The sequence below is a fragment of the Erwinia sp. JH02 genome, from assembly GCF_013074405.1.
Lineage (GTDB): Bacteria > Pseudomonadota > Gammaproteobacteria > Enterobacterales > Enterobacteriaceae > Erwinia > Erwinia rhapontici.
In genome coordinates, this window is sequence record NZ_JABANZ010000001.1 from 655,370 (window position 1) to 677,761 (window position 22,392).

The 22,392-nt window shown below is 54.3% G+C and carries 19 protein-coding genes; 6 read left to right on the plus strand and 13 right to left on the minus strand.

The genetic code is table 11. The features are described 5' to 3' along the window. Positions 1 to 174: 174 nt before the first annotated feature. The 4 genes from HHI26_RS03005 to HHI26_RS03020 all read right to left on the minus strand — a co-directional run bounded on the left by HHI26_RS03005 (position 175) and on the right by HHI26_RS03020 (position 3,833). Positions 175 to 366 (minus strand): hypothetical protein, encoded by a 192-nt coding sequence (locus HHI26_RS03005; RefSeq protein ID WP_171148569.1) that lies wholly within the window; start codon positions 364 to 366, stop codon positions 175 to 177. Between the two features lie 393 nt (positions 367 to 759). Then, on the minus strand, positions 760 to 1,425 hold the full coding sequence (bioD, locus tag HHI26_RS03010) for a dethiobiotin synthase (protein WP_133845142.1): 666 nt from the start codon (positions 1,423 to 1,425) through the stop codon (positions 760 to 762). A gap of 122 nt (positions 1,426 to 1,547) precedes the next feature. After that, positions 1,548 to 2,765: an ROK family transcriptional regulator gene (locus HHI26_RS03015; protein ID WP_133845144.1), complete on the minus strand. Its 1,218-nt coding sequence runs from the start codon at positions 2,763 to 2,765 to the stop codon at positions 1,548 to 1,550. A gap of 180 nt (positions 2,766 to 2,945) precedes the next feature. After that, a complete protein-coding gene (locus HHI26_RS03020; protein WP_133845146.1) occupies positions 2,946 to 3,833 on the minus strand; it encodes a LysR family transcriptional regulator in 888 nt (295 codons plus the stop codon). Between the two features lie 162 nt (positions 3,834 to 3,995). Here HHI26_RS03020 and HHI26_RS03025 point away from each other — a divergent pair, with 162 nt between their 5' ends. Together HHI26_RS03025 and tus are read left to right on the plus strand one after the other, a co-directional pair. Further along, positions 3,996 to 5,204 carry an MFS transporter gene (locus HHI26_RS03025; protein ID WP_339506390.1) on the plus strand — a complete coding sequence of 403 codons (1,209 nt, stop codon included), beginning with the start codon at positions 3,996 to 3,998 and terminating at the stop codon, positions 5,202 to 5,204. 181 nt (positions 5,205 to 5,385) lie between these two features. Beyond that, positions 5,386 to 6,321, plus strand: a complete 936-nt coding sequence (gene tus / locus HHI26_RS03030; RefSeq protein WP_171148570.1) for a DNA replication terminus site-binding protein — start codon at positions 5,386 to 5,388, stop codon at positions 6,319 to 6,321. Positions 6,322 to 6,357: 36 nt separating this feature from the next. Here tus and fumC read toward each other — a convergent pair whose 3' ends face one another. Then, positions 6,358 to 7,755 carry a class II fumarate hydratase gene (gene fumC / locus HHI26_RS03035; protein ID WP_133845150.1) on the minus strand — a complete coding sequence of 466 codons (1,398 nt, stop codon included), beginning with the start codon at positions 7,753 to 7,755 and terminating at the stop codon, positions 6,358 to 6,360. A 199-nt stretch (positions 7,756 to 7,954) separates the two neighbouring features. Between fumC and manA the strand changes: the two genes are divergently transcribed. Next, positions 7,955 to 9,139, plus strand: a complete 1,185-nt coding sequence (gene manA, locus HHI26_RS03040; RefSeq protein ID WP_171148688.1) for a mannose-6-phosphate isomerase — start codon at positions 7,955 to 7,957, stop codon at positions 9,137 to 9,139. A gap of 137 nt (positions 9,140 to 9,276) precedes the next feature. Beyond that, on the plus strand, positions 9,277 to 10,779 hold the full coding sequence (locus HHI26_RS03045; protein ID WP_171148571.1) for a YdgA family protein: 1,503 nt from the start codon (positions 9,277 to 9,279) through the stop codon (positions 10,777 to 10,779). Between the two features lie 130 nt (positions 10,780 to 10,909). On the opposite strand, the gene HHI26_RS03050 is transcribed toward HHI26_RS03045, so the two are convergent. The 3 genes from HHI26_RS03050 to HHI26_RS03060 form a co-directional block, all read right to left on the minus strand. Further along, entirely contained in the window at positions 10,910 to 11,317 is a 408-nt protein-coding gene (locus tag HHI26_RS03050) for a hypothetical protein (protein WP_159337193.1), read from the minus strand. After that, positions 11,308 to 11,628, minus strand: a complete 321-nt coding sequence (locus tag HHI26_RS03055) for a peptidoglycan recognition family protein (RefSeq protein WP_171148572.1) — start codon at positions 11,626 to 11,628, stop codon at positions 11,308 to 11,310. The genes HHI26_RS03050 and HHI26_RS03055 overlap by 10 nt, the downstream gene beginning before the upstream one ends. Before the next feature lie 365 nt (positions 11,629 to 11,993). Continuing rightward, on the minus strand, positions 11,994 to 13,334 hold the full coding sequence (locus HHI26_RS03060; protein ID WP_171148573.1) for a hypothetical protein: 1,341 nt from the start codon (positions 13,332 to 13,334) through the stop codon (positions 11,994 to 11,996). Between the two features lie 172 nt (positions 13,335 to 13,506). Between HHI26_RS03060 and add the strand changes: the two genes are divergently transcribed. Beyond that, positions 13,507 to 14,505: an adenosine deaminase gene (gene add, locus HHI26_RS03065; protein WP_159337196.1), complete on the plus strand. Its 999-nt coding sequence runs from the start codon at positions 13,507 to 13,509 to the stop codon at positions 14,503 to 14,505. Between the two features lie 52 nt (positions 14,506 to 14,557). Here the strand turns inward: add and HHI26_RS03070 are convergent, their stop codons facing one another. From HHI26_RS03070 to HHI26_RS03090, 5 genes are all read right to left on the minus strand, one after another. Beyond that, the gene (locus tag HHI26_RS03070) at positions 14,558 to 15,598 is read right to left on the minus strand and encodes an oxidoreductase (protein WP_133845162.1); all 1,041 of its coding nucleotides are present in this window, start codon (positions 15,596 to 15,598) and stop codon (positions 14,558 to 14,560) included. Positions 15,599 to 15,670: 72 nt separating this feature from the next. Continuing rightward, positions 15,671 to 16,591 (minus strand): arabinose operon transcriptional regulator AraC, encoded by a 921-nt coding sequence (gene araC / locus HHI26_RS03075; RefSeq protein WP_133845164.1) that lies wholly within the window; start codon positions 16,589 to 16,591, stop codon positions 15,671 to 15,673. Positions 16,592 to 16,602: 11 nt separating this feature from the next. Then, on the minus strand, positions 16,603 to 17,583 hold the full coding sequence (gene araH, locus HHI26_RS03080) for an L-arabinose ABC transporter permease AraH (protein WP_133845166.1): 981 nt from the start codon (positions 17,581 to 17,583) through the stop codon (positions 16,603 to 16,605). Between the two features lie 17 nt (positions 17,584 to 17,600). Continuing rightward, positions 17,601 to 19,124, minus strand: a complete 1,524-nt coding sequence (gene araG / locus HHI26_RS03085; RefSeq protein ID WP_171148574.1) for an L-arabinose ABC transporter ATP-binding protein AraG — start codon at positions 19,122 to 19,124, stop codon at positions 17,601 to 17,603. 224 nt (positions 19,125 to 19,348) lie between these two features. Next, complete coding sequence (locus HHI26_RS03090; protein ID WP_133845170.1) at positions 19,349 to 20,332, minus strand: arabinose ABC transporter substrate-binding protein; 984 nt, start codon at positions 20,330 to 20,332, stop codon at positions 19,349 to 19,351. A 372-nt stretch (positions 20,333 to 20,704) separates the two neighbouring features. On the opposite strand from HHI26_RS03090, the gene HHI26_RS03095 reads away from it, so the two are divergent. Beyond that, positions 20,705 to 22,390: a ribulokinase gene (locus HHI26_RS03095; protein WP_159337198.1), complete on the plus strand. Its 1,686-nt coding sequence runs from the start codon at positions 20,705 to 20,707 to the stop codon at positions 22,388 to 22,390. Positions 22,391 to 22,392: the final 2 nt, after the last annotated feature.

The following is a 22,392-nucleotide window of genomic DNA, read 5'->3' on the forward strand; positions in this document are numbered from 1 at the left end:
TATGCATAGTCAACGGCTTTAAATTCCCGAGTGAGGTATTCAAACGTACGCTTTGCCTCATCGACGTTATTACAGGTGACAAAAAATCGCGCCGCATAATCAATATTCGTGGTGGTATCGCTGACCTCCTGCCCCGCCGTGACCTGCCAGTCAATGTCAATCTCAGCCTCTGTTTCAGGGGTGTTCAGGGGTGTTCAGGGCATTGATGCTACCGGAAATTTTCGGGTAGACGACAAAGAAGGAGGGGCGTGACCGGTGCTGACTGTGCGGTAATGCAATATCGGAAGCAGGCATACCACACTGGATCAGCAACACCAAGTCATACATATTGACGCCTTCCCAGCGTTGATAAGCCGGTACCGTCATCAGTCCTGGTGAACGTGCCGCGACTTCGAGGAAAACTAACGTCACCAGCAGAATAATATAGTAACAATACTTATCATTAGCGTTGATTGGAGCAAAGAAATATCAGTTACCCTTCACAATTTGATAACAAAATCGTGATGTTAATCACATTTATTTAACTAAATTTACAAAAAAAAATGATTTGTTTATAAATTTGTCATTCAGACGCATTTGACACTGAAGCCTGAAGGACAGAAAGGGAGGATAAAACAAGAGGGGAATGAGCATCCAGGGGGCATTTACGTCGCATACTCAGGCTATATGTTTGCAGTATTACACCATGCCTGAGCTTATCCGACCGTCCGAAAAACGGCCGAATAAGCAGCGACTTTGGCCAGTACAAGGAGGTGATTGTTACAAATTCAGCGCAGTCAAATCCAAATAATGCGCCAGATCGCGACTCTCCGCTCGTGGTAGATACGGTAGTTCGCCCAGCAGCGGTGCCGGGATTTTATCGCGCAGCACATCAATGATTTCCGCGTAATGTGCCAGCCCCGGATTGATGCGGTTCGCTACCCAGCCCAACAGCGGCAATCCATCGTTGATCACCGCCTGCGCGGTTAGCAAAGCGTGGCTGATGCAACCCAGTTTGATGCCTACCACCAGTACGACCGGAAGCTGCTCCTGCACTGCCCAGTCAGACAACGGGCGCAGATCATTCATCAGGCTACGCCAGCCGCCCGTCCCTTCCACCACGATATAGTCCGCATGCTGATCCAATGCTTGCAGGCCGCTACTGAGCGCGGCATAGCTGATGGGCGTGCAACTGGTGCTGATCTCATCTTCCAGTAAGGTGACCGGGTTAATGGCATGGTAAGGCAACTGCACTGAGGAGGATGCCTGTAGAACCAGAGCATCTTTATTACGTGGCCCTTCTTCCGTTTGCTGGCTACTTTTCGCGACGGGTTTATATCCTACGGCCTGTTTACTGCCCGTTGCCAGCTTTTGTAATAACGCGCGCGACACCACGGTTTTACCGACTTCCGTATCTGTGCCGGTGACAAATAAACGTTTTAACATGGGATGACTCCGACAGGCACTGCCTGGCCTCATTGATAATTTTCGAACATGATGAATGAACGAAAATTGTAGGGTAGTGCCGGATGTCGGGGATTGCGTTAGCGCAATGTTTAGTGAATTTATCAGCCTTGTAGCAGTTTGATTAATAAGGATCCGTTGTAGAGCGCATCCTTCACCAGTGCGGCACCCGGCATGGTGCCAAGATTCACAAACTCAGTAGGTTCTACCTTAAGATCGGCACTGTAGCGCGGTAATGCCTGCTGGCGAATACAGTTAACGATGGCAGGGAAGAGAATCCGTTGCGCCTGATTAAGCGGGGAACCAATCAGGATTTTTTGTGGATGGAAAAGATTGACCATGATGGCGAGAATGCGCCCTACGCTGTTACCAACGCCGGTAATGACATCGCAGGCAATATGATCGCCCGCCAGCGCCGCCTCACACAGTGCATCAATGGTCAACGGCTGATTATGCAGGACCGAGCTCATCGACGCCTGCATGCGCTGCGCTGCCAGCTCAAGCATATTGTCGATGCTGGCCACGGTTTCCAGGCAGCCATTATTCCCGCAATAGCAGCGTTTTCCCCAGGGATCGACCTGGGTATGACCGATTTCAACCAGCGAACTGCTACCACCGTGCAGCAAGCGCCCACCGGTAATCACCCCGGCGCCCACATGGTGATCAATCACCACCTGAAGCACATCGCTGGCATCGCGTGAAGCACCAAACAGCGATTCTGCCATCGTCCAGGCGCAGATATCATGCTGAATATACACTGGCAATCCGGTGCGCTCGGCAAGAACCGGGCCCAGCGGCATATCATCAACCTCGTAAAACGGCATGCGGTGAACAATACCTGACTGGCTGTTCATGATGCCCGGCAGTGTGATGGCAATGGCCGTCAGACGCTCGAGTTTGTGCTGGTGGTGAATAAAGAACTGGTCGACTTGCTGGACGATACGCGTCAACAACGGCAAATCGGCCTCTGCGGGAAGGGGGAATTGCTCTTCAACGACCATTTTGCTGCTGAGATCGCGCAGCGCGAGGGTGATTTCGCCATTACCGATACGGGCAGACAGGAAGTGCCAGGCCTGGGTGTCCAGCACCAGTCCGACAGCCGGACGACCACGACTGCCTGGGTCCTGAAATTCCGTTTCCTGCACCAGATGCGCTTCCAACATTTCACGCACAATTTTCGTGATGCTGGCCGGGGCCAGTTGCGCTTTTTTGGACAGCTCTATACGCGAGATGGGACCAAACCGATCAATCAGTCGGTACACCGCTCCGGCATTAGTCTGTTTAATCTGGTCAATATGACCAGGCTGACTATCCGCAATCACACCCCACTCCCACTTATCACCTGTCTTAAAAGGCGCTGCTGTCTGTTATTTTCACGCTTCAAAATAAAGCATTTCGCTCATGGTGAAACACTTATCAGATGGCGTCAAATATTTGATTCGATATGTGATTTGCCGCACATAAACCGTTGCTGAACGCTCATGTTTTCCGCGATTGCCAGATCATTTCGGCAATAACAACGTCATCATCGCGGCAACCACGGCAGGAATCTCACGTTGCTTCGACCACACCAGCCACACTTCCGAACGCGCGTCCTGCTCCACCAGCGGGATCCACACCACATCGCTCAGGCGCACGCGTCGGAAAGATGCCGGAAGAATAGAGACGCCCAGTCCGGTAGACACCAGGCCGATAATCGTCATTGCTTCCCCCACTTCCTGAGCAATATTAGGTTGAATATCGTAACGGCCAAGTAACCCCAGAATTTCACCGTACAGCGCTGTTCCCACCTGCGGGTCAAAGAAGACAAAGGGCTCCTGCGCCAAATCGCTCAGTGCAATTTGCGGCCTGCCTGCCAGGCGATGGGCACGATGCACCAGCGCATACATGGGTTCACGAAGCAGCAGCTGATGATCGAGGGTTTCCGGCAGAAGGGTATTGCGCATCACGCCTAAATCAAGCCGCCCGTCACCCAGCGGCGCCAGTTGCTGGCGGGTATTGATCTCCTGCATCTGGATATGGACCGCCGGGAAGCGCTGACGAAAGGTGAACAATGCGTCTGATACGACGGTGATAAACGGGGCGGATGACGTAAAACCAATACGTATTTCGCCTTCGTCACCGCGATGCAGGCGCGCAGCTTTGTCGGCAGCCTGATCGACCTGTTGCAGTACCAGACGAGCATCCTGCAGGAACTGCTGCCCGGCCGCCGTCAGTTGGACGCTGCGGTTGGTACGGGCGAAAAGGCGTGCGCCTATTTCATGCTCGAGGATCTGAATTTGCTGGCTGAGCGGCGGCTGGGAAATATTCAGGCGCAGTGCCGCACGGCCAAAATGTAGCTCTTCTGCCACGGCGATAAAGTAACGCAGGTGACGCAACTCGATATTCATATGTTAAAAGTATCATTCGAGATTATTAATATATTAGACATCATAATCTGACTTTCTTACCCTTTACAACGTGAACTCCCTGAATATCTCTAAGGATCTGTTGTGAACCGCTCATCCCATGCCGTCAGACCGCCGTATTCTGCTGACCGTGCATCTCTTGCCATCACCGACTCACCTGCTGTCGATAAAAATCTCTATATCAAACGTGGTACTCCTCAATTTATGCGCGTCACGCTGGCGCTATTTTCAGCCGGGCTGGCGACGTTTGCCCTGCTCTATTGCGTACAGCCGATCCTTCCGGTTCTGTCGCAGGAGTTTGGCGTTTCTCCGGCGACCAGCAGCATTTCCCTGTCGATTTCCACCGGGATGCTGGCGCTTGGGCTGCTGGTAACCGGTCCGTTATCCGATGCCATCGGGCGTAAATCGGTGATGGTGACCGCGCTGATGCTGGCCGCAATTTGTACCCTGCTGTCCGCGAGCATGACCAGCTGGCACGGGATTTTACTGATGCGTGCGCTGACCGGCCTGTCGCTGAGCGGTGTTGCGGCCGTGGGGATGACTTACCTGAGTGAAGAAATTCATCCCAGTATGGTGGCGTTTTCAATGGGGTTGTATATCAGCGGGAACTCGATTGGCGGTATGAGCGGCCGTTTACTCAGCGGGGTGATCACCGATTTCAGCAGCTGGCGCATTGCCGTGATGGCCATCGGCTGCTGTGCACTGGCCGCTGCGCTGATGTTCTGGAAAATTCTGCCTGCCTCGCGCCATTTCCGCCCTGCTTCGCTTAAACCGCGTAGTCTGATGATTAACTTCCGGCTGCACTGGCGCGATAACGGTTTGCCGCTGTTGTTTGCCGAAGGTTTTCTGTTGATGGGGGCCTTTGTCACCCTGTTTAACTACATCGGCTACCGTCTGCTTTCGCCGCCTTATTCAATGAATCAGGCGATTGTCGGCCTGCTGTCGGTGGTCTATCTCACGGGGTCATGGAGTTCGCCTAAAGCGGGTGCGATGACGGCAAAATATGGACGCGCACCGGTGCTGCTGTTCTCCACCGCACTGATGCTGAGCGGTCTTCTGATCACTCTCGCCAGCAATATCTGGTTTATTCTGCCAGGTATGATGTTGTTTACCGCCGGATTTTTTGCTGCACATGCCGTTGCCAGCGGCTGGATTGGCCATCGTGCGCGCCGCGCTAAAGGCCAGGCATCATCGCTATACCTGTTCAGTTATTATCTGGGGTCAAGCGTTGCCGGTACGCTCGGCGGTGTGTTCTGGCATCATTTTGGCTGGTACGGAATTACAGCGTTTATTGCTGCCATGCTGGTGCTGGCGTTACTGGTAGGAAGCCGTCTACACGGACGAAAACTCTAACTTCCGGGCACAATGTGTTGTCACAGGCGGACCGAAAAAGAAGGTCCGCCCCTACAAAAAATGAATCCCTCTGATCAATGGCACCATTTTCCCCTGCCCGACGCAAAAAACACCGTTGTTGATGTTCATCTCTGTTTTCGACTGCTATAGTCATTAGTATGTTGTAACTAATGGAGGTGTCATGCGTCATTACGATACTGTTGAGCAGCTTCACCGCTGTGTGGCCGATCTCGAACAAGAACTGGAGGCATTAAAGCAGCAGATCCTGAGTATGCGTCTGCTGACCGCCAGGGTGTTTGAACTGCCAGAGGTGGAAAAAGGTAAGGAGCACGACCCGCTGACGCAGGTTAAGGTTGAGCAGTTGACTGGTCAGGCCGCCCTGCAGCGCTCCCTGACGCATTTTGCGCGTCTGTTTATGCAGCACCAGTCAGAAAAACTGAGCACTAAGGCGGCGGTGCGTCTTCCTGGTGCGGTGTGCCTGGAAGCCGATAATACGCAATCTGCCCTGCTCCACCAGCAGGTCGCCTCAATCAATCAACTGAAACAACGGCTGGAGCAGATTATTACCGTGGAATCGGGCCTGCCGAGCGAGGAGCGGTTCGAGTTTGTCCACCGTCATCTGCGCGGGTTGATTACCCTGAACGCTTACCGTTCGCTGACGCTGCTTGAAGCGCCCGATTCCGTGCGCTTTGGCTGGGCGAATAAGCATATTATTAAAAATATCAGTCCTGATGAGATGCTGGCAACGCTGGAAAAAAGCCTGAAGGCCGGACGTGCCGTGGCCCCCTGGACACGTGAGCAATGGGCAGAACGCGTCCAGGGCGAAATTGAAGCGGTAAAATCACTGCCTGCAGGCGCGGCATTGAAAATTAAACGCCCGGTGAAAGTACAACCGATTGCCCGCGTCTGGAGCAGCAGCGATCGAAAACAAACCCAGCTGGCCTGCCCTTCTCCGCTGCTGGTACTGTGCCCGGACGCCAATAGCGTGCCAAAACTGGGAGAGCTGCTGAATTATGATGCCGCTAACGTGACCCATCGTTACAAACCTGATGCTCAGCCGCTCTATTTACTGATCCCTCGCTTGCATCTTTATACCGATCGTCTGGTGCAGGCATAAAAAAACCAGGTCTAAGACCTGGTTTTTGGCAACAACTTACACCTTCATGCTACCGACCATCTCTTCCGGACGCACCCAGGCATCAAACTCTTCTTCCGTCAAATAACCCAGCTTTAGCGCAGACCCTTTCAAGGTCAGCCCTTCTTTATGCGCTTTCTTGGCAATTTCAGCCGCTTTATCGTAGCCAATATGCGTATTCAGCGCGGTCACCAGCATCAGAGATTCATTCAGCAATTGAGTAATACGATCGCGGTTTGGCTCAATACCGATAGCGCAGTGGTGATTAAAGCTGTCCATCCCATCCGCCAGCAGACGAACAGATTGCAGGAAGTTATGGATCACCATCGGACGGTAAACGTTCAGCTCGAAGTTACCGGATGCGCCACCGATGTTTACCGCCACATCATTGCCCATCACCTGACAACACAGCATGGTCATGGCTTCACACTGCGTCGGGTTCACTTTACCCGGCATGATGGAGCTACCCGGCTCGTTTTCCGGGATAGCGATTTCACCGATGCCACAGCGCGGGCCGGATGATAACCAGCGCACGTCGTTGGCGATTTTCATCAGTGATGCCGCCAGGCCTTTTAGCGCACCATGGGCATGAACCAGCGAATCACAGGTGGCTAAGGCTTCGAACTTGTTCGGCGCGGTGACAAAAGGCTGTTTAGTCAGCTCAGCAAGCTCCTGGGCAACGCGCACGGCATATTCAGGGTGAGTATTCAGCCCGGTACCGACCGCTGTACCACCCAGTGCCAGCTCGGCAACATGTGGAATGCTCTGTTCAATATGCTTCAGGTTGTGGCTTAACATCGCCACCCACCCGGAGATCTCCTGGCCCAGCGTCAGCGGTGTGGCATCCTGCAAGTGAGTACGACCAATTTTGACAATGTCTTTATAAGCTTCAGCTTTTTCATGCAGCGTCTGTTGCAGCACTTTCAGCTCAGGGATCAGGTGTTCCTGCACGGCCACCACCGCCGCCACATGCATCGCGGTTGGGAAGACATCGTTGGAACTCTGGCTCTTGTTCACATCATCATTGGGATGCACAAGGCGTGACATGCCGCGTTCGCCACCGAGGATCTCGCTGGCCCGGTTCGCCAGCACCTCGTTCATATTCATATTGGTTTGTGTACCCGAGCCGGTCTGCCAGATAGCCAGCGGGAACTCACCCTGATGCTTGTCGGCCAGCACTTCATCAGCCGCCTTGATGATCGCGCCCGCGCGGTCATCCGGTAACAGACCGAGGTCATTGTTCACTTTTGCCGCCGCACGCTTAGTCAGCGCCAGCGCATACACCAGTTCAGCAGGCATTTTCTCCGTGGAGATACGGAAATGTTCCAGAGAACGCTGCGTTTGCGCCCCCCAGAGTTTGTCGGCAGGTACATCAATCGGTCCCATTGAGTCTTTTTCAACGCGGTTCGCAGCCATTTCTGTCTCCTTGAGCACAAACATATGAATATTATTGACGCTGATTAGCCGTTTTGCGGTTAAAAAGCGCGGCGGTAGTCTGACATACACCAGGTTACGATTATGCGACTCATTCGCGTTTATTGCATCCCGATTGTCTTTCAGCGGTGCTTTTCTGCTTTAATACATCCAGTAACCAGTGAATGACCAGGGAGATATGATGCAAAAATTAATCAATTCGCTGCAAAATTACGCATGGGGCAGTAAAACCGCGCTCACTGAACTGTATGGGATCGCTAATCCGTCGCAGCAGCCGATGGCCGAATTATGGATGGGAGCCCATCCGAAAAGCCCATCGCACATCGTCGTCGATGGCAAATCTCGCTCGCTACGCGATGTGATCGATGCTGACCCGCCTGCGCAGTTAGGTGCCGGTGTGGCGCAGCGTTTTGGCGAGTTGCCGTTTTTATTTAAAGTGCTGTGCGCTGCACAGCCGCTGTCGATTCAGGTGCATCCGAGTAAAGCGGCGGCCGAAGTTGGCTATGCACGCGAAAACGCCAGCGGCGTTCCGCTGGATGCGGCCACGCGAAACTATAAAGATGCCAATCATAAACCGGAGCTGGTGTACGCGCTGACGCCGTTTAAAGCAATTAACGGCTTCCGTCCGCTGTCTGAAATCGTCTCGCTGCTACAGCCGGTCGCAGGCGCTCATCCGGCCATTGCCCATTTTCTAAATACGCCAGATACCACGTCTCTCGCTTCGCTGTTTGCCAGCCTGCTCTCTATGCAGGATGAAGAGAAATCCCTCGCGCTGGATATCCTGCGCACCACCGTTGCCAGTCAGTCTGTTGAACCCTGGCAGACCATCGCTGAGATCGCTGACGTTTATCCTTATGACAGCGGCCTGTTTGCCCCGCTATTGCTGAACGTCATCACCTTACAGCCGTCTGATGCGATGTTTCTGTTCGCCGAAACACCGCATGCCTACCTGCACGGTGTGGCGCTGGAGGTGATGGCAAATTCAGATAATGTGCTGCGTGCCGGGTTGACGCCGAAATACATCGATGTCCCGGAGTTGCTGGCCAATCTGCGCTTTGATTCCCGTCCAGCAGAGAGTCTGCTGACCACACCCGTGCAGCAGGGAACGATGCTTAACTTCCCGATTCCGGTGGATGATTTCGCCTTTGCCATCCACACGCTGACCGACGATCCGTTAACCGTTAGCCAGCAAAGCGCTGCGATCCTTTTTTGTATTGACGGTGAAGCGCTATTGAACTGTGGTGAACAGATGTTGTCGTTAACAGCAGGCGAATCGGCATGGATTACCGCCAGCGAGTCTCCCCTTACGCTAAGGGGTAGCGGTCGCGTGGCGCGAGTCTATAACGATCTGCCGAATTGCGGCTGACGTCAGCGACCATAATTGCTAAGATTATCCAGGAATTATCAAAAACGCCGTTATGGCGTTTTTTATCGCCAAAGGGTTACCTGCAGGACCTGAACGGGTACGCCCGTCTTCGTGAACAGAAAAGGACGATATTACAGATGAAAAAAACAAAGATTGCCGTGGGTGTAGTGATTGCTCTTGGCGTGGCCTGGACTGCGGGAGCCTGGTTTACTGGCAAGCAGTTGGAAAAAAACATGGACCAGATGGTTCAGAAGGCTAACGCGCAAATCCAGAACACGGCACCGGAAAGCCGGCTGAAGTTGAGCTACCAGGATTTCCAGCGTGGCGTATTCAGCAGCCATGCGCGCTTTGTCTTACAGTCGAGTTCACAAACCGAAGATAACTCTATTCTGAAGCCAGGCCAGAGCATCATTTTCAGTGAAAATATCGATCATGGCCCTTTCCCGCTGGCCCAGCTGAAAAAATTCAACCTGATGCCGAGCATGGCCTCCGTTCATAGTGAACTGGAGAATACCGATGTGGTGAAAAAGCTGTTTGAAATCACCAAAGGTCAGTCCATCGTGCAGGCAGAAACCCGTATCGGCTACGGCGGCAGCACCGATTCAGACATTCGCCTGTTGCCGGCCGATTACAGCAATGCGCAAACCGGTGAGCGCTTTGCCTTCAATGGCGGCACCCTGAAGGTGAGCGCCGATGACAAAGGCGATAAGGTCGACTTTAGCGGTGATATCGACAGCCTGGTGATGACCACCAAAAATGAGCTGGATATGCCGGTGCTGTTTACCGTCAACGGCCTGAAAATTGATGCCAATACCCATCTCAGCCCGGAAGGACTGCGCATTGGCGATCAGACCATCAATCTGAAAAAACTGAGCGCGGCGGTGGAAGGTAAAGAAGCGATGGTGGCTGAAGGACTGAACGGTAAGTCCAGTTTTGACTCCACCAACAACCGCGTTTCCGGCCTGATTGACTACAGTTTAGACAGCCTGAAATTGCAGGGTCAGCCTTTTGGCCAGGGCAAGCTGACGATTAAACTGGATGGCTTCGATGGCAAAGCCGTCAAGACCTTCTCTGAAAACTATAATCGCCAGGTGCAGGCGCTGACCAACGATCCAGCGATGCAGGAAAACCCTGAGCTTTATCAGCAGCGCGCCAGTGAACTGCTGACGGCTAACCTGTCGTTGCTGTTGAAGGGCGATCCGTCCATCAGCATTGCGCCATTTAGCTGGAAAAATGACAAAGGGGAAAGCACCTATACCCTGAATGCACAGTTCAAAGATCCGTCTACTGCCACTGCCCCTGTGCAGAATCTGGGTCAGCAAGTGGACAGTGTGTTGAAAACGCTGGATACCAAACTGGCTGTTTCGATGCCAATGGCGACCGAAATGATGACTCACGTCGCCATGGGTGAAGGCTACAAGCAGGAAGATGCGGTGAAACTGGCTGACCAGCAGGTGAAAGGCCTGGCGGCGATGGGCCAGATGTTCAAACTGACCACGCAGCAGGATAATAACATCACCATCAGCCTGCAATATGGCGCCGGTCAGATCACCATGAACGGTGAGAAGATGCCGCTGGAACAGTTCCTCTCCCGCTATATGCTGGGTGGCGGAGCGGTACCGGAAGGTATGCCGCAGTAAGATGTGTTAACCAACGGGCCGCAACAGCGGCCCGTTGGCTTTATAGACTGGAAGGATCTGAATTTAACAGCACCTCTTCCCCGAAATCTGGCAGTGTATGCTGGCGCATATAATCCAGTAAGACGTTTACTTATTCGCTATCCCATCCATTCTTTAAGTTAAGGAAATATTTTTGCTTTACGGTTTTATTCGCCTTGTCCTTAAAATCCACCACCCCATAACCGGTATCGTAAATCCCCCACTCCCCAAAGGATTCATCTTTAAAGGTTACTTTCCCAGTCGCAATGCAGGGAGAGTAGTATTCGTGTAGCCAACCCTCGCTAGAATCCGCTTCTTTAGCATTGACAAAGTAGTCCATCAATTGTTCTTTGGTGGGATTCCAGCCTTTACATTCCGCAGTGTAGTTGTAGGGATCTTCCTTAGAAGCCCCCCCATAATGACCGCTTTGTAATATTTCAAGTTGCACTACTTCCCTACCGGCCTGTGCATACAAAGATAATAAGAGCATAGCGCTTAGTAAGAGATTTTTTATTCCCATATCGCTGTACTGGCCTCAGTTTCGTTTTTTCTACCTACATCAGGAATACATCGGGATTGCATCAATCCAACATGCCATGTCATTTTTAATAGAGAGGCTGTTTGATAGACCGTTCCATCTTTATCAATTAAAAAATGCGCCCCATTCGCGGACGTATTATGATAGCTATTAAATGTACTCTGAGCCGACGTGCTGTCAGTTTGATGGACTACAATGCCATTAACGTTATCCAGGTTACCCCGTTCTATCCCTTTAAATATTTTCCTTTCAATTCGGACGTCAAAAATATAACCGTCTTCATCTACGTACATAGTGTATTCCTTTACATGATGTTAAATTGCAGCAGTCCTTTTCATATTATAAACCATCACTCTCCTATTTTATTACGTGTCCGATTAGGGTTCGGTAATAAAGGTTGATACTGTACCAGTCGTATGAGACTGCGTCAGTAGTGATTTTCCTGGAATACAATAAATCCGTCTTTACTGTCCGCTGGACGATCCACTTACGGACGGACTCAGCGTGAGTCCAGCGGGCACGGTATATCAGAAAGTCCGAAAACTGTTGCCCCGACTCGGCGTTTCGCAACAAAATATGCTGGGTAGTTATGCCATACCGGAAGGTATGCCACAGTAAGATGTGTTAACCAACGGGCCGCGACAGCGGCCCGTTGGCTTTATAGACTGGAAGGATCTGAATTTAACAGCACCTCTTCCCCGAAATCTGGCAGTGTATGCTGGCGCAGATAATCCGCAAAGGATGCCCGTGGATTCTCCGCTTTCCAGGCTGACTGCAACTTTCCGAGCAGGTCGGTTGACGTTGATTTCTGCTCAGGGGTTGTCACATCAGACATCAGCTCCCCTTTCACATACTTTTGCACTCGCGTTGAGGTACTCGCCGACTGGTCAAGCGTCGCCGACACCAGCGCCCCTTTGCGATACTGCACTTCTGTGGTGCTTTCCGCCTTATCATCAATCTGCGTGTAGAAATAATTCTGCGCGTTTCTGTCCGCGGTCAGCGCGAGTTGCAGCCCGGAGGTCAGCGCTTTATGGTAGCTGGCGGTCAGATGCGACTGCTGCTTCTGGGTGATATGACGATTCTGGTCGCTGGTGCCGGAAAGCGTGCTGGTTTGCGATACCTGATACGAGAAGGTATCACCCTCACTTAGACGTATCGGATTTGGCGACTGCGGGGTTTGCGTGACAGAAGCCGTAAAATCGGCCAGTCCGGTCAGCATGTTTTTGTCCGTCCGCGTCAGGGAGAGATAAAGGGTTTGCGGACGACTTTGGGCGGGCGTACTGCTGTCGTAGTGACTGTTTAGCGCCGTAAAGGCATCCTTGAACATGGTCATCAGCGTACTGTTACCCTCACCCCGGCTTTGCGCCCGGTCGAACTGCTTCAGATACTGGCTCAGCGCCCGCTGCTGCTGACTCTCATTACCCAGGATCGCCCGCTTACTCATATCCACGCTGATATCTACGGTGCCGAGGGTGCCGGTGGATTTTACCGAACGCGTGTTAGTGTCAGCATGAAAAGCCAGCGTCAGCTTATTTTCGCCTGTCACTTTCGCCTGCAGATCGACTGACGTCAGTACTGCACTGTTAAATCTGGTCAAGCCGCTCAGGTCAAGACGCGGTGGCTGACCTGTCAGCCCTTCCATCGCCTTCTTAAAACCGTCCGACAGCTTCTCAAGCGCGCTGCGTTCAGCTTCACTCAAGGTTCCCTTGTTCACTTTGATCTGAACACCCGACCCGTCACTGGCCTGGGTCAGTTCAACCTCTGCGCCACTGGCGGTTTTTACGCTCAGAGTCCCCTGATTGTCGGTTTGCGTCGCAGCTGTTGAAACACGTGGCAGAGAATAAACGGGGGGCGCGGCCGCAGACTGGCCGAGAGACACCGTGGTTGAGGAGAGGGGCGGCGTTTGTAACGTGTCTACCGCCGCAGCGGTAGTGGCCAGTTTCGTTGCGCCCGGCAACGTGTTCACTGACAGGTTTCCAACAGAAGAAATAACAGTCATTGCGTTCAGTCCCTTGGTCTTACGCCTTAGCGTCACAGTAAATGTGGTACTTCTGATGCTATTTTCGGCAAAAAAACTAAAACCTTTAACCTGATGCGCAATTAACTGGCGCTGTTGCGCAATAAGTTTTTATAATGCTCCGCACTTTATTAAAAAAACAGAGAGTGCCGATATGATCGATTCCCAGCTTCCCCTCACCGACATTCACCGCCACCTTGACGGCAATATTCGCGCACAAACCATCCTCGATTTAGGCCGTGAGTTTAATCTGACGCTGCCTGCCAGCACGCTGGAAACCCTGCGCCCGCATGTGCAGGTGATTGAAACCGAGCCTGACCTGGTGAGTTTCCTCAATAAGCTGGACTGGGGCGTAAAAGTGCTGGGCTCTCTGGATGCCTGCCGCCGTGTGGCGCTGGAAAACGTGCAGGATGCGGCACGTGCCGGTATTCATTATGCTGAACTGCGTTTCTCCCCGGGCTATATGGCAATGACCCACAACCTGCCGATTGCGGGTGTGGTTGAAGCCGTTATCGACGGGATTAAAGCGGGTTGCAGCGCAAATAATATTGATGTGCGTCTGATTGGCATTATGAGCCGTACCTTTGGTGAAGAAGCCTGTCTGGATGAGCTGAACGGCCTGCTGGCACACCGTGACAGCATTACCGCACTGGATCTTGCCGGAGATGAGCTTGGCTTCCCTGGCAGCCAGTTCCTCAGCCACTTTACGCGCGCCCGTGATGCCGGACTGCGCATTACCGTCCACGCCGGAGAAGCCGCAGGGCCGGAAAGCATCTGGCAGGCGATTCGTGAGTTGGGGGCAGAACGTATTGGTCACGGCGTGAAAGCGGTGGAAGACCCGGCGCTGATGGACTTTATGGTGAAACACAGCATTGGTGTGGAATCCTGCCTGACCTCCAATATTCAGACCAGCACCGTGGCTTCACTGGACCGTCATCCGCTGAAAACGTTCCTGGAGCACGGCATCCTGGCCACGATCAATACGGATGACCCGGCAGTCCAGGGGATTGAGATTGGTCACGAGTACCATGTGGCAGCCCCGGCAGCCGGTTTAAGCCAGGCACAAATGCGGACGGCGCAGGAGAACGGATTGAAGATTGCGTTCCTCAGCGATGCTGAGAAAGCAGCGGTTCGCGCTCGCGTTACGGCGTAACGCTAACAAGGGCGGGTCATGACCCGCCCCTACCGGGGCATCAGCCCGTCTGCTATTTCAGTGACATCGTCTGGCGTTTCTCAGCCGATTGCAGGCCAAGCTCGATCAGTTCCATCACCTGAATCGCCTCTTCCGCTTTCACCGGATTTTCACCTGTGCCGTTCACCGCATCACGGATCGCTGCATAGTACGCCGGATAGTTACCGGGAATGGTCAGCAGCGCTTTCTCTATCATCACATCCCCATCCGCCAGCGTCAGTACGCCGTCACGCATATCGTAGCCCCAGTCTTCCTGCGGCGGACGTGCACCGGACTTCAGGCTGTCTTCCTGCGGATCGAGGCCAAATTTGACATAGCTGCCTTTGGTGCCATGCACCAGATAACGCGCAGATTCGGCGGCCACCAGTAAACTGCCGTGCAGCACCACGCGGCGCTGTGGATAGATCAGCGTGGCGTGGAAATAGTCGGTCGTCACTGAACCCGCACGCAACTCGGCGGTATCAACATTAATCGCCACCGGGGAACCGAACAGCTGTAATGCCTGGTCGATAAGATGTGGACCCAAATCGTACCAGATACCGCTGCCCGGCACCTGCTGCTCACGCCAGCGCTGCTGTACCTGAGGGCGGAAACGGTCAAAGTGTGACTCGAAATAACGCACGTCCCCCAGCGTCCCTTCAGCCAGCAATGCTTTCACCGTCAGGAAATCACTGTCCCAGCGGCGGTTATGGAACACCGACAGCAACAGGCCTTTGGCCTTCGCCAGCGCATCCAGCTCCCGCGCCTGTGACAACGTCACGGTAAACGGTTTATCCACCACCACATGCTTACCCGCGGTGAGCGCGGCTTTGGCTAACGGGAAGTGGGTTTCATTGGGGGTAGGAATGACGATCAGGTGCAGGGTGGGATCGTCAAACAGCATCTGGGGATCGGACACAACCTGTACCGACGGCCAGTCGGCCTGGACTTTGGTCGCATTGCTGCTGGAAATGGCGGCCAGTTCCATTTCTGATGTGCCGGCAATCAGCGGTGCATGGAAGGTTTTACTGGCAAAGCCGTAGCCGACCAGGCCAACTCGAATCTTGTCACTCATATTAATCCCTCTCGTGGTTACCCGTTGATTTAAGACGATCAACTCACTAACCACAAGAAGGATTTGGCTGAATTACGCCTCCTGGGCACGTCGGGGTAAATGCCAGGTTTCCTGAGCAACCAGCGCATCATGGGCGTCCAGGCTGCGGCGACGGAAGTCGCTGGGGCTGACACCCGCCCGCTTGCGGAACACGCGCGAGAAATAGAGCTGGTCGTCATAGCCCACTTCACGGCCAATGCTGGCTATCGGCTCCTGAGTGGTCTGCAACAGCAGTTTGGCCCGGATCACCCGCTGGTCTTCACGCCAGCGCAGCAGATTCACGCCCATTTGCTCACGGAACAGATGCGCCAGCCGTGACGGTGACAGACAGACATGTTTGGCCACCTCTTCGATTTTCACCTCTGCGGCCAGGTTGTTGGTCACATACTGGCAGGCTTCTACCACACGCGCATCGCGCACCTGCTGCTGGCTGCGCGGATCTTCCTGTACCGCCCGCAACAGCAAACGCTCCAGCAGGTTCATTGCCAGCTCTTCTGCAAACGGACGCCCGGAGTTATGGGTATGTTCGATATTGGCAAACAGACGGTCAAACTCACCGCGTAATGACTCCGGCAGCCGCAGTCGCCCCACGCCCTGCGCCTCATCCTGCCACTCCAGCCAGTCGCTCCAGTAGGCGCGCGGACGAAAATAAACCCAGCGGTGATACCAGCAATCGCTGTCCGGCAGACGCCCGTAATAATGCGGTGTTTTAGGCTGAAACAGCAGCAGGTCACCGGGTTCACAATCGAAGGCCGCTTCACCGTCAAACACCCGCCCGCGCCCTTTGATCGTCAGGTTGAGAATGTAGCCTTTCATGCCGTGGGGACGGTCGATAAAGAAATCGAGCGGCCCCATCGCATTAATGGGCGTCAGCCCCGCCACCAGCCAGGCGCTAAACGGATAGCCGGGCAGTAACGGGTTGGATTGCGCCACGGGCGCCAGACGATGATACATAACGCCTCCTGTCAGACCGCTTTCGCTTTTTGTTTGTAACGGTCGAAAATCACCGCTGCTAACAATATCAGACCACGTACCACGTACTGTGAGAAAGGCGATATATTGAGTAAATTCATCGCATTTTCCACCGTTCCGAGGATCAAAACCCCGGCCACCACATAAGAAATTTTCCCAATACCGCCCTTCAGGGAGACGCCGCCGAGCACACAGGCTGAGATAACAATCAGTTCATAACCCAGCGAGGTCATCGGCTGGCCGCTGGTCATACGCGATGCCAGAATAATTCCCGCCGCTGCCGACACCAGGCCGGAAAGAATAAAGATGATGATACGGGTGCGTACCACCGGCACACCGGCCAGACGGGCGGCTTCTTCATTGCCACCAATCGCCAGCGTGTTGCGCCCAAAGGTGGTTTTGTTCAGCAGGAAAGCAAACAATACCAGGGTAATAATGGTCAACCATACCGGGGCCGGCACGCCCAGCCAGCTGGCATAACCCAGGGCGAAGAAGCGCTCGTCTTCGATACCCACGGCTTTACCGTCGGAGAAGATATACGCCAGCCCGCGCACGATCTGCATCGTGGCCAGCGTGGTGATCAAGGCGTTGATTTTCAGTTTGGCAATCACGAAACCGTTCACAAAGCCGCAGGCCACGCCGAGTAACAGCCCGGCAATCACGCCGATCCACAGGCTTTCGGTCATGTTGATGACCACCGCGCAGACGACACCGGCACAGGCAATCACCGAGGCCACCGACAGGTCAAAGTCGCCGGACGCCAGGCAGAACAGCATACCGCAGGCCACCATGCCGGACATCGACATCGCCAGCCCTAAGCCTTTCATATTGATAAGGGAACCAAAATTCGGCACAAACACCATGCAGGCAATAAACAGCGCGGCAAACACCACCAGCATGCCGAAGTTGTCCCACACGCGGCTCAGACTGAAGCGCGATGGGGCAGCGGGTGTAACAGATGAGGTCGTTGACATAGATTTCTCCTGCATAGTCAGGCCACGTGTGTGGCAGGTTTGGCGGTTTTTGGCATCGCCAGACTCAGCGTCAGGGCTTCAGTGGCGTCGTTATGGTCCAGCTCTCCGGCGATTTCGCCTTCGCGCATCACCAGAATACGGTCAGCCAGCCCCATCACTTCGGGCAGGTCACTGGAGGCAAACAGCACCGCAATACCCTGGTCGGCCAGGGCGTAAATCAGCTGATAAATTTCGTTTTTCGCGCCGACGTCAATGCCGCGCGTGGGTTCATCCAGCAGGATGACTTTCATCTCTTCGGACAGCCATCGACCGAGGATCGCCTTCTGTTGATTGCCCCCGGACAGATTCATAATCAGCTGGTCTGCCGACGGGGTTTTGATATTGAGCGAGCGGATATGCACTCCGGCATTACTGGCTTCCCAGCTGTTGTTGATCAGACAACCTGCCTTGAGGTTATTACGCCTGGCGCTGATATTGATGTTGTCGCGCACGGAATGTACCGGGATGATGCCATCGGCCTTGCGGTCCTCCGGGCAGAGCATAATACCGGCGCGAATGGCTTCAATCGGCTCATTAATCTGGAGTTTTTTACCATCCAGCCACAGTTCACCGCTGGTCAGACGCGTGGCACCAAACAACCCTTTCATCAACTCACTGCGCCCGGCCCCCACCAGGCCAAACAGCCCGACAATTTCCCCTGCACGCACGCTGAACGATACCGGACTGCGCACGCCTTTGGCATGCACATTGTCCAGCTTCAGTCTCACATCGCCCTGCGCGCGTGGTCGGTAACCGTAGATATCACCAATTTCACGCCCCACCATCGCCTGCACCAGTTCGTCGTTTCCGGTGGTGACCATATCGGTAAAGGTACGTACGTAGCGGCCATCTTTAAACACCGTGATGGCATCGCTGAGGGCAAAAATCTCCTCCATGCGATGGGAGACATACAGCACCACGCGGCCGTCGGCACGCAGCTGGCGGATCACGCGGAACAGCTGATCAATTTCACGCGCCGAGAGCGAGCTGGTCGGCTCATCAAAGGCGATAACCTGCGCATTACGCGTTAACGCTTTGGCAATTTCCACCATCTGCCACTGCCCGAGAGAGAGGTATTTCAGCGGCATATCCGGGTCAATATCCATACCGAGGATTTTGAGCTGACGCGCGGCTTCTGAGCGCAGGCGGGAGCGATTGACCAGCCCGGCACGTTGTGGCAACTGGCCTAAAAAGATATTTTCTGCCACCGACATTTCCGGCACCAGATGGAGTTCCTGATAAATAATCGCCACCCCGGCATTGAGCGCATCGGTGGTGTTTTGAAAATTAACTGGCTGGCCCTGCAGGCGAATCTCACCGCCGCTGGCCTGATAGCTTCCGCTGAGAATTTTGAGCAGCGTTGATTTCCCGGCGCCGTTTTCCCCCATCAGGGCATGCACTTGTCCTGCATAACAGTCAAAACTGATGTCCTGTAGCGCCTTCACGCCCGGGAAGGTTTTGCTGATGCCGTGAAAGCTGAGGTACGGTGGTTGCGAAGTCATGGTGTCTCCTGCATTTTTGGGTGGAGGCATCCGGGCGAGGCATGCCTCGCCCCTACGGTCGTGTGTTATGCAGGGGCGGGCATCCCTCACCCCTGCGGTCGTGTGTTATGCAGGGGCGGGCATCCCTCACCCCTGCGGTCATGTGTTTTGCAGGGGCGGGCATCCCTTACCCCAGCGGTCATGTGTTATGTAGGGGTCGGGCATGCCCGACCCGCTGCCACGGATTACATCAGGCCTTTTTTCGCCAGTTCTGCTTTGAAGTTGTCGCGGGTGATCAGCACCACATCGGTCACTTCGGTAAATTTGGCAGGCTCGATATCTTTCGTCACCCAGTCATGCAGCATCTGGATACTGCGATAACCGTGGACATCCGGGCTTGGCAGCAGCGAACCATAGAATCCGGTCGCCTGGCCTTTCGACAGTTCACTCACTGCATCCACACCGTTAATGCCAATCCCAATCACATTCGGCGCTTTAAAGCCCTGACCTTCGGTCGCACGGACGCCACCCAGTACGGTGTTATCGTTCATGCCAACAATCAGCCAGTTCTTCACTTCAGGATGCTGAACCAGCAGGGAGTTACCGGCATCAAAGGCGCCGGGGATATCGTTAGATTTGGTGGGGATCTGGTAAATCTGTTTTTCCGGGAATCCGGCTGTTTTCAGGGCATCAATAGAGCCACCGGTACGGCGGCGGGCGGTGTCCAGCTCATTGGCGGTGATCGCCATCACCGCGGTGTCTTTCACATCCCAGCCGCGTTTCTGCATCTCTTTGTACAGTTCCTGGCCCTGACGTTCGCCAATTTTGGTGGCAGCCATCATCACCAGCGGTACGGTGTCCATCGGTTTGCCTTTCGCGGTCACAAACTGGTCATCCACCGCGATCACTTTCAGGCCATAACTGCGTGCTTTGGCCACAATGGCAGAGCCGAGTTTGGGATCAGGTGTACAGATAACAAACCCTTTCGCGCCGCTGGCCGCCAGACTGTCGATAGCATTCAGGGTTTTTTCACCATCCGGCACAGCGATTTTGATCACCTCGAAGCCGAGATCTTTACCGGCCTTATCGGCAAATTTCCATTCAGTCTGAAACCAGGGTTCTTCCGGTTGTTTCACCAGGAAACCCAGCTTCATGGTTTCCGCCATAGCGGATTGTGACATAACGGCTGCGAGGCCAATCGCGGCCAGCGCTTTAGTGAATTTGTGCATGAGGCTCTCCGGCTCAGTGCCCGCTCAGGGCGGGATTGTGTAAACGGTAACAATCGGTTGTTGAAAAAATTAAAAGCATTTAAACAAGACCTTACCTGAGCACTGACAACTTAACAGTGGCGGTAGTGCGCTAGTTTTACCCGCAAGTAAAGGGAAATATGTAGAGCGCTATCACACCCTGAAATTACAGTCGTTTTGTCCATCTATTCAGCCAATTTAACCGACAGGCAACATTTGAAGCCCATCACATTCCCACCCTGCATGACAGAAAAGTGCATATTTGCAGCCAGCCGCACCTAACCACTCCGCCGCGATGTTTCCAGGATAGAGGAACAGTAAAAGAGCCTCTTCTGAACATAACGGAGAACAACTATGCATAAGGGTGCGATTACCCTCGGTCTGGATTTCGGCAGCGACTCGGTCAGGGCGCTGGCGGTCGATTGCGCCAGTGGTCGTGAGCTGCACAAGCACGTGGTTGCCTATCCTCGCTGGAAGGCCGGGCGATTCTGCAACCCGGCGAACAATCAGTTCCGTCACCATCCGCAGGACTATATTGATGCCCTGGAACAGGCCATTCGTGACGTTGTCACTAAATTAACCCCTGAGCAGCGCCTTAACGTGGTGGGTATTGGCGTGGACTCCACCGGTTCCACCCCCGCCCCTGTCGATCGTGAAGGCCGCGTGCTGGCGCTGCGCCCGGAGTTTGCAGACAACCCCAATGCGATGTTCGTGCTGTGGAAAGATCACACCGCGATTGAAGAAGCCGAAGCTATTACCCGGCTGTGCCACAGCGGTGACTATCAGGATTACTCGCGCTTTATCGGCGGTATCTATTCGTCCGAATGGTTCTGGGCCAAGATCCTGCACATCAGCCGCAACGATGCGGCGGTACGTGAGGCCGCCGTTTCCTGGGTGGAACTGTGCGACTGGGTACCCGCCCTGCTCAGCGGCACTACCGCCCCTGCCGAGCTGAAGCGTGGCCGCTGTGCTGCCGGTCATAAATCCCTCTGGCACCCTTTATGGCAGGGACTGCCGGAAGCGAAATTCCTTAATGCTCTCGATCCGTTGCTCACGGCCGATCTCGATCACCCGATGTTCACCGAGACCTGGACCGCCGATGTGCCTGTCGGCAAGCTGAGCGCCGAATGGGCCGAACGTCTTGGTCTGCCAGACCATGTCGTGCTGTCCGGCGGGGCATTTGACTGCCATATGGGCGCGGTGGGCGCAGGCGCACAGCCTTATACCCTGGTGAAAGTCATTGGCACTTCCACCTGCGACATTCTGATTGCCGATGCGGATCGCGTGGCTGACCGGGCGATTAAAGGCATCTGCGGCCAGGTGGACGGCAGCGTGGTACCGGGCATGATTGGCCTGGAGGCCGGACAGTCAGCCTTTGGCGATATGTATGCCTGGTTTGGCCGCCTGCTGAGCTGGCCGTTAGTGCAGGCGGCCACGCTGCACCCCGACCTGCAGCCGCAGCTGGAAGCGATCCAGCACAGCCTGCTGGAACAGCTGACCGCCGCCTGGGCGGCTGACCCACAGCTCGACCATCTTCCGGTGGTACTCGACTGGTTTAACGGTCGTCGTACCCCCTTTGCCAACCAGCGCCTGAAAGGCGTGATCACCGATCTGAATCTGGGCACCGATGCCCCAACGCTGTTTGGCGGGTTTATTGCGGCGACCGCATTTGGCGCGCGCGCCATTATGGAGTGTTTCGAACAGCAGGATATTCCGGTACAGCAAATCCTCGCGCTGGGTGGGATTGCCCGCAAATCACCAACCATCATGCAGGTGTGTTGCGATGTGATGAACCGTCCACTGGATATTGTCGCCTCCGATGAGTGCTGTGCCCTTGGTGCAGCGATTTTTGCTGCGGTGGCCGCTGGCGTGTATGCGGATATCCCCGCAGCACAGGCGCAGATGGCCAGCCCGCTGGAACAAACCCTGCAACCGGACCCGATGCGCGTTGCCCGCTTCCAGCAGCTTTATCAACGTTATCTTGAATGGTGTGAACTGGCGGAACCGCAGTTTGCCCCACAACCTTCATCAGTCAGTTAAGG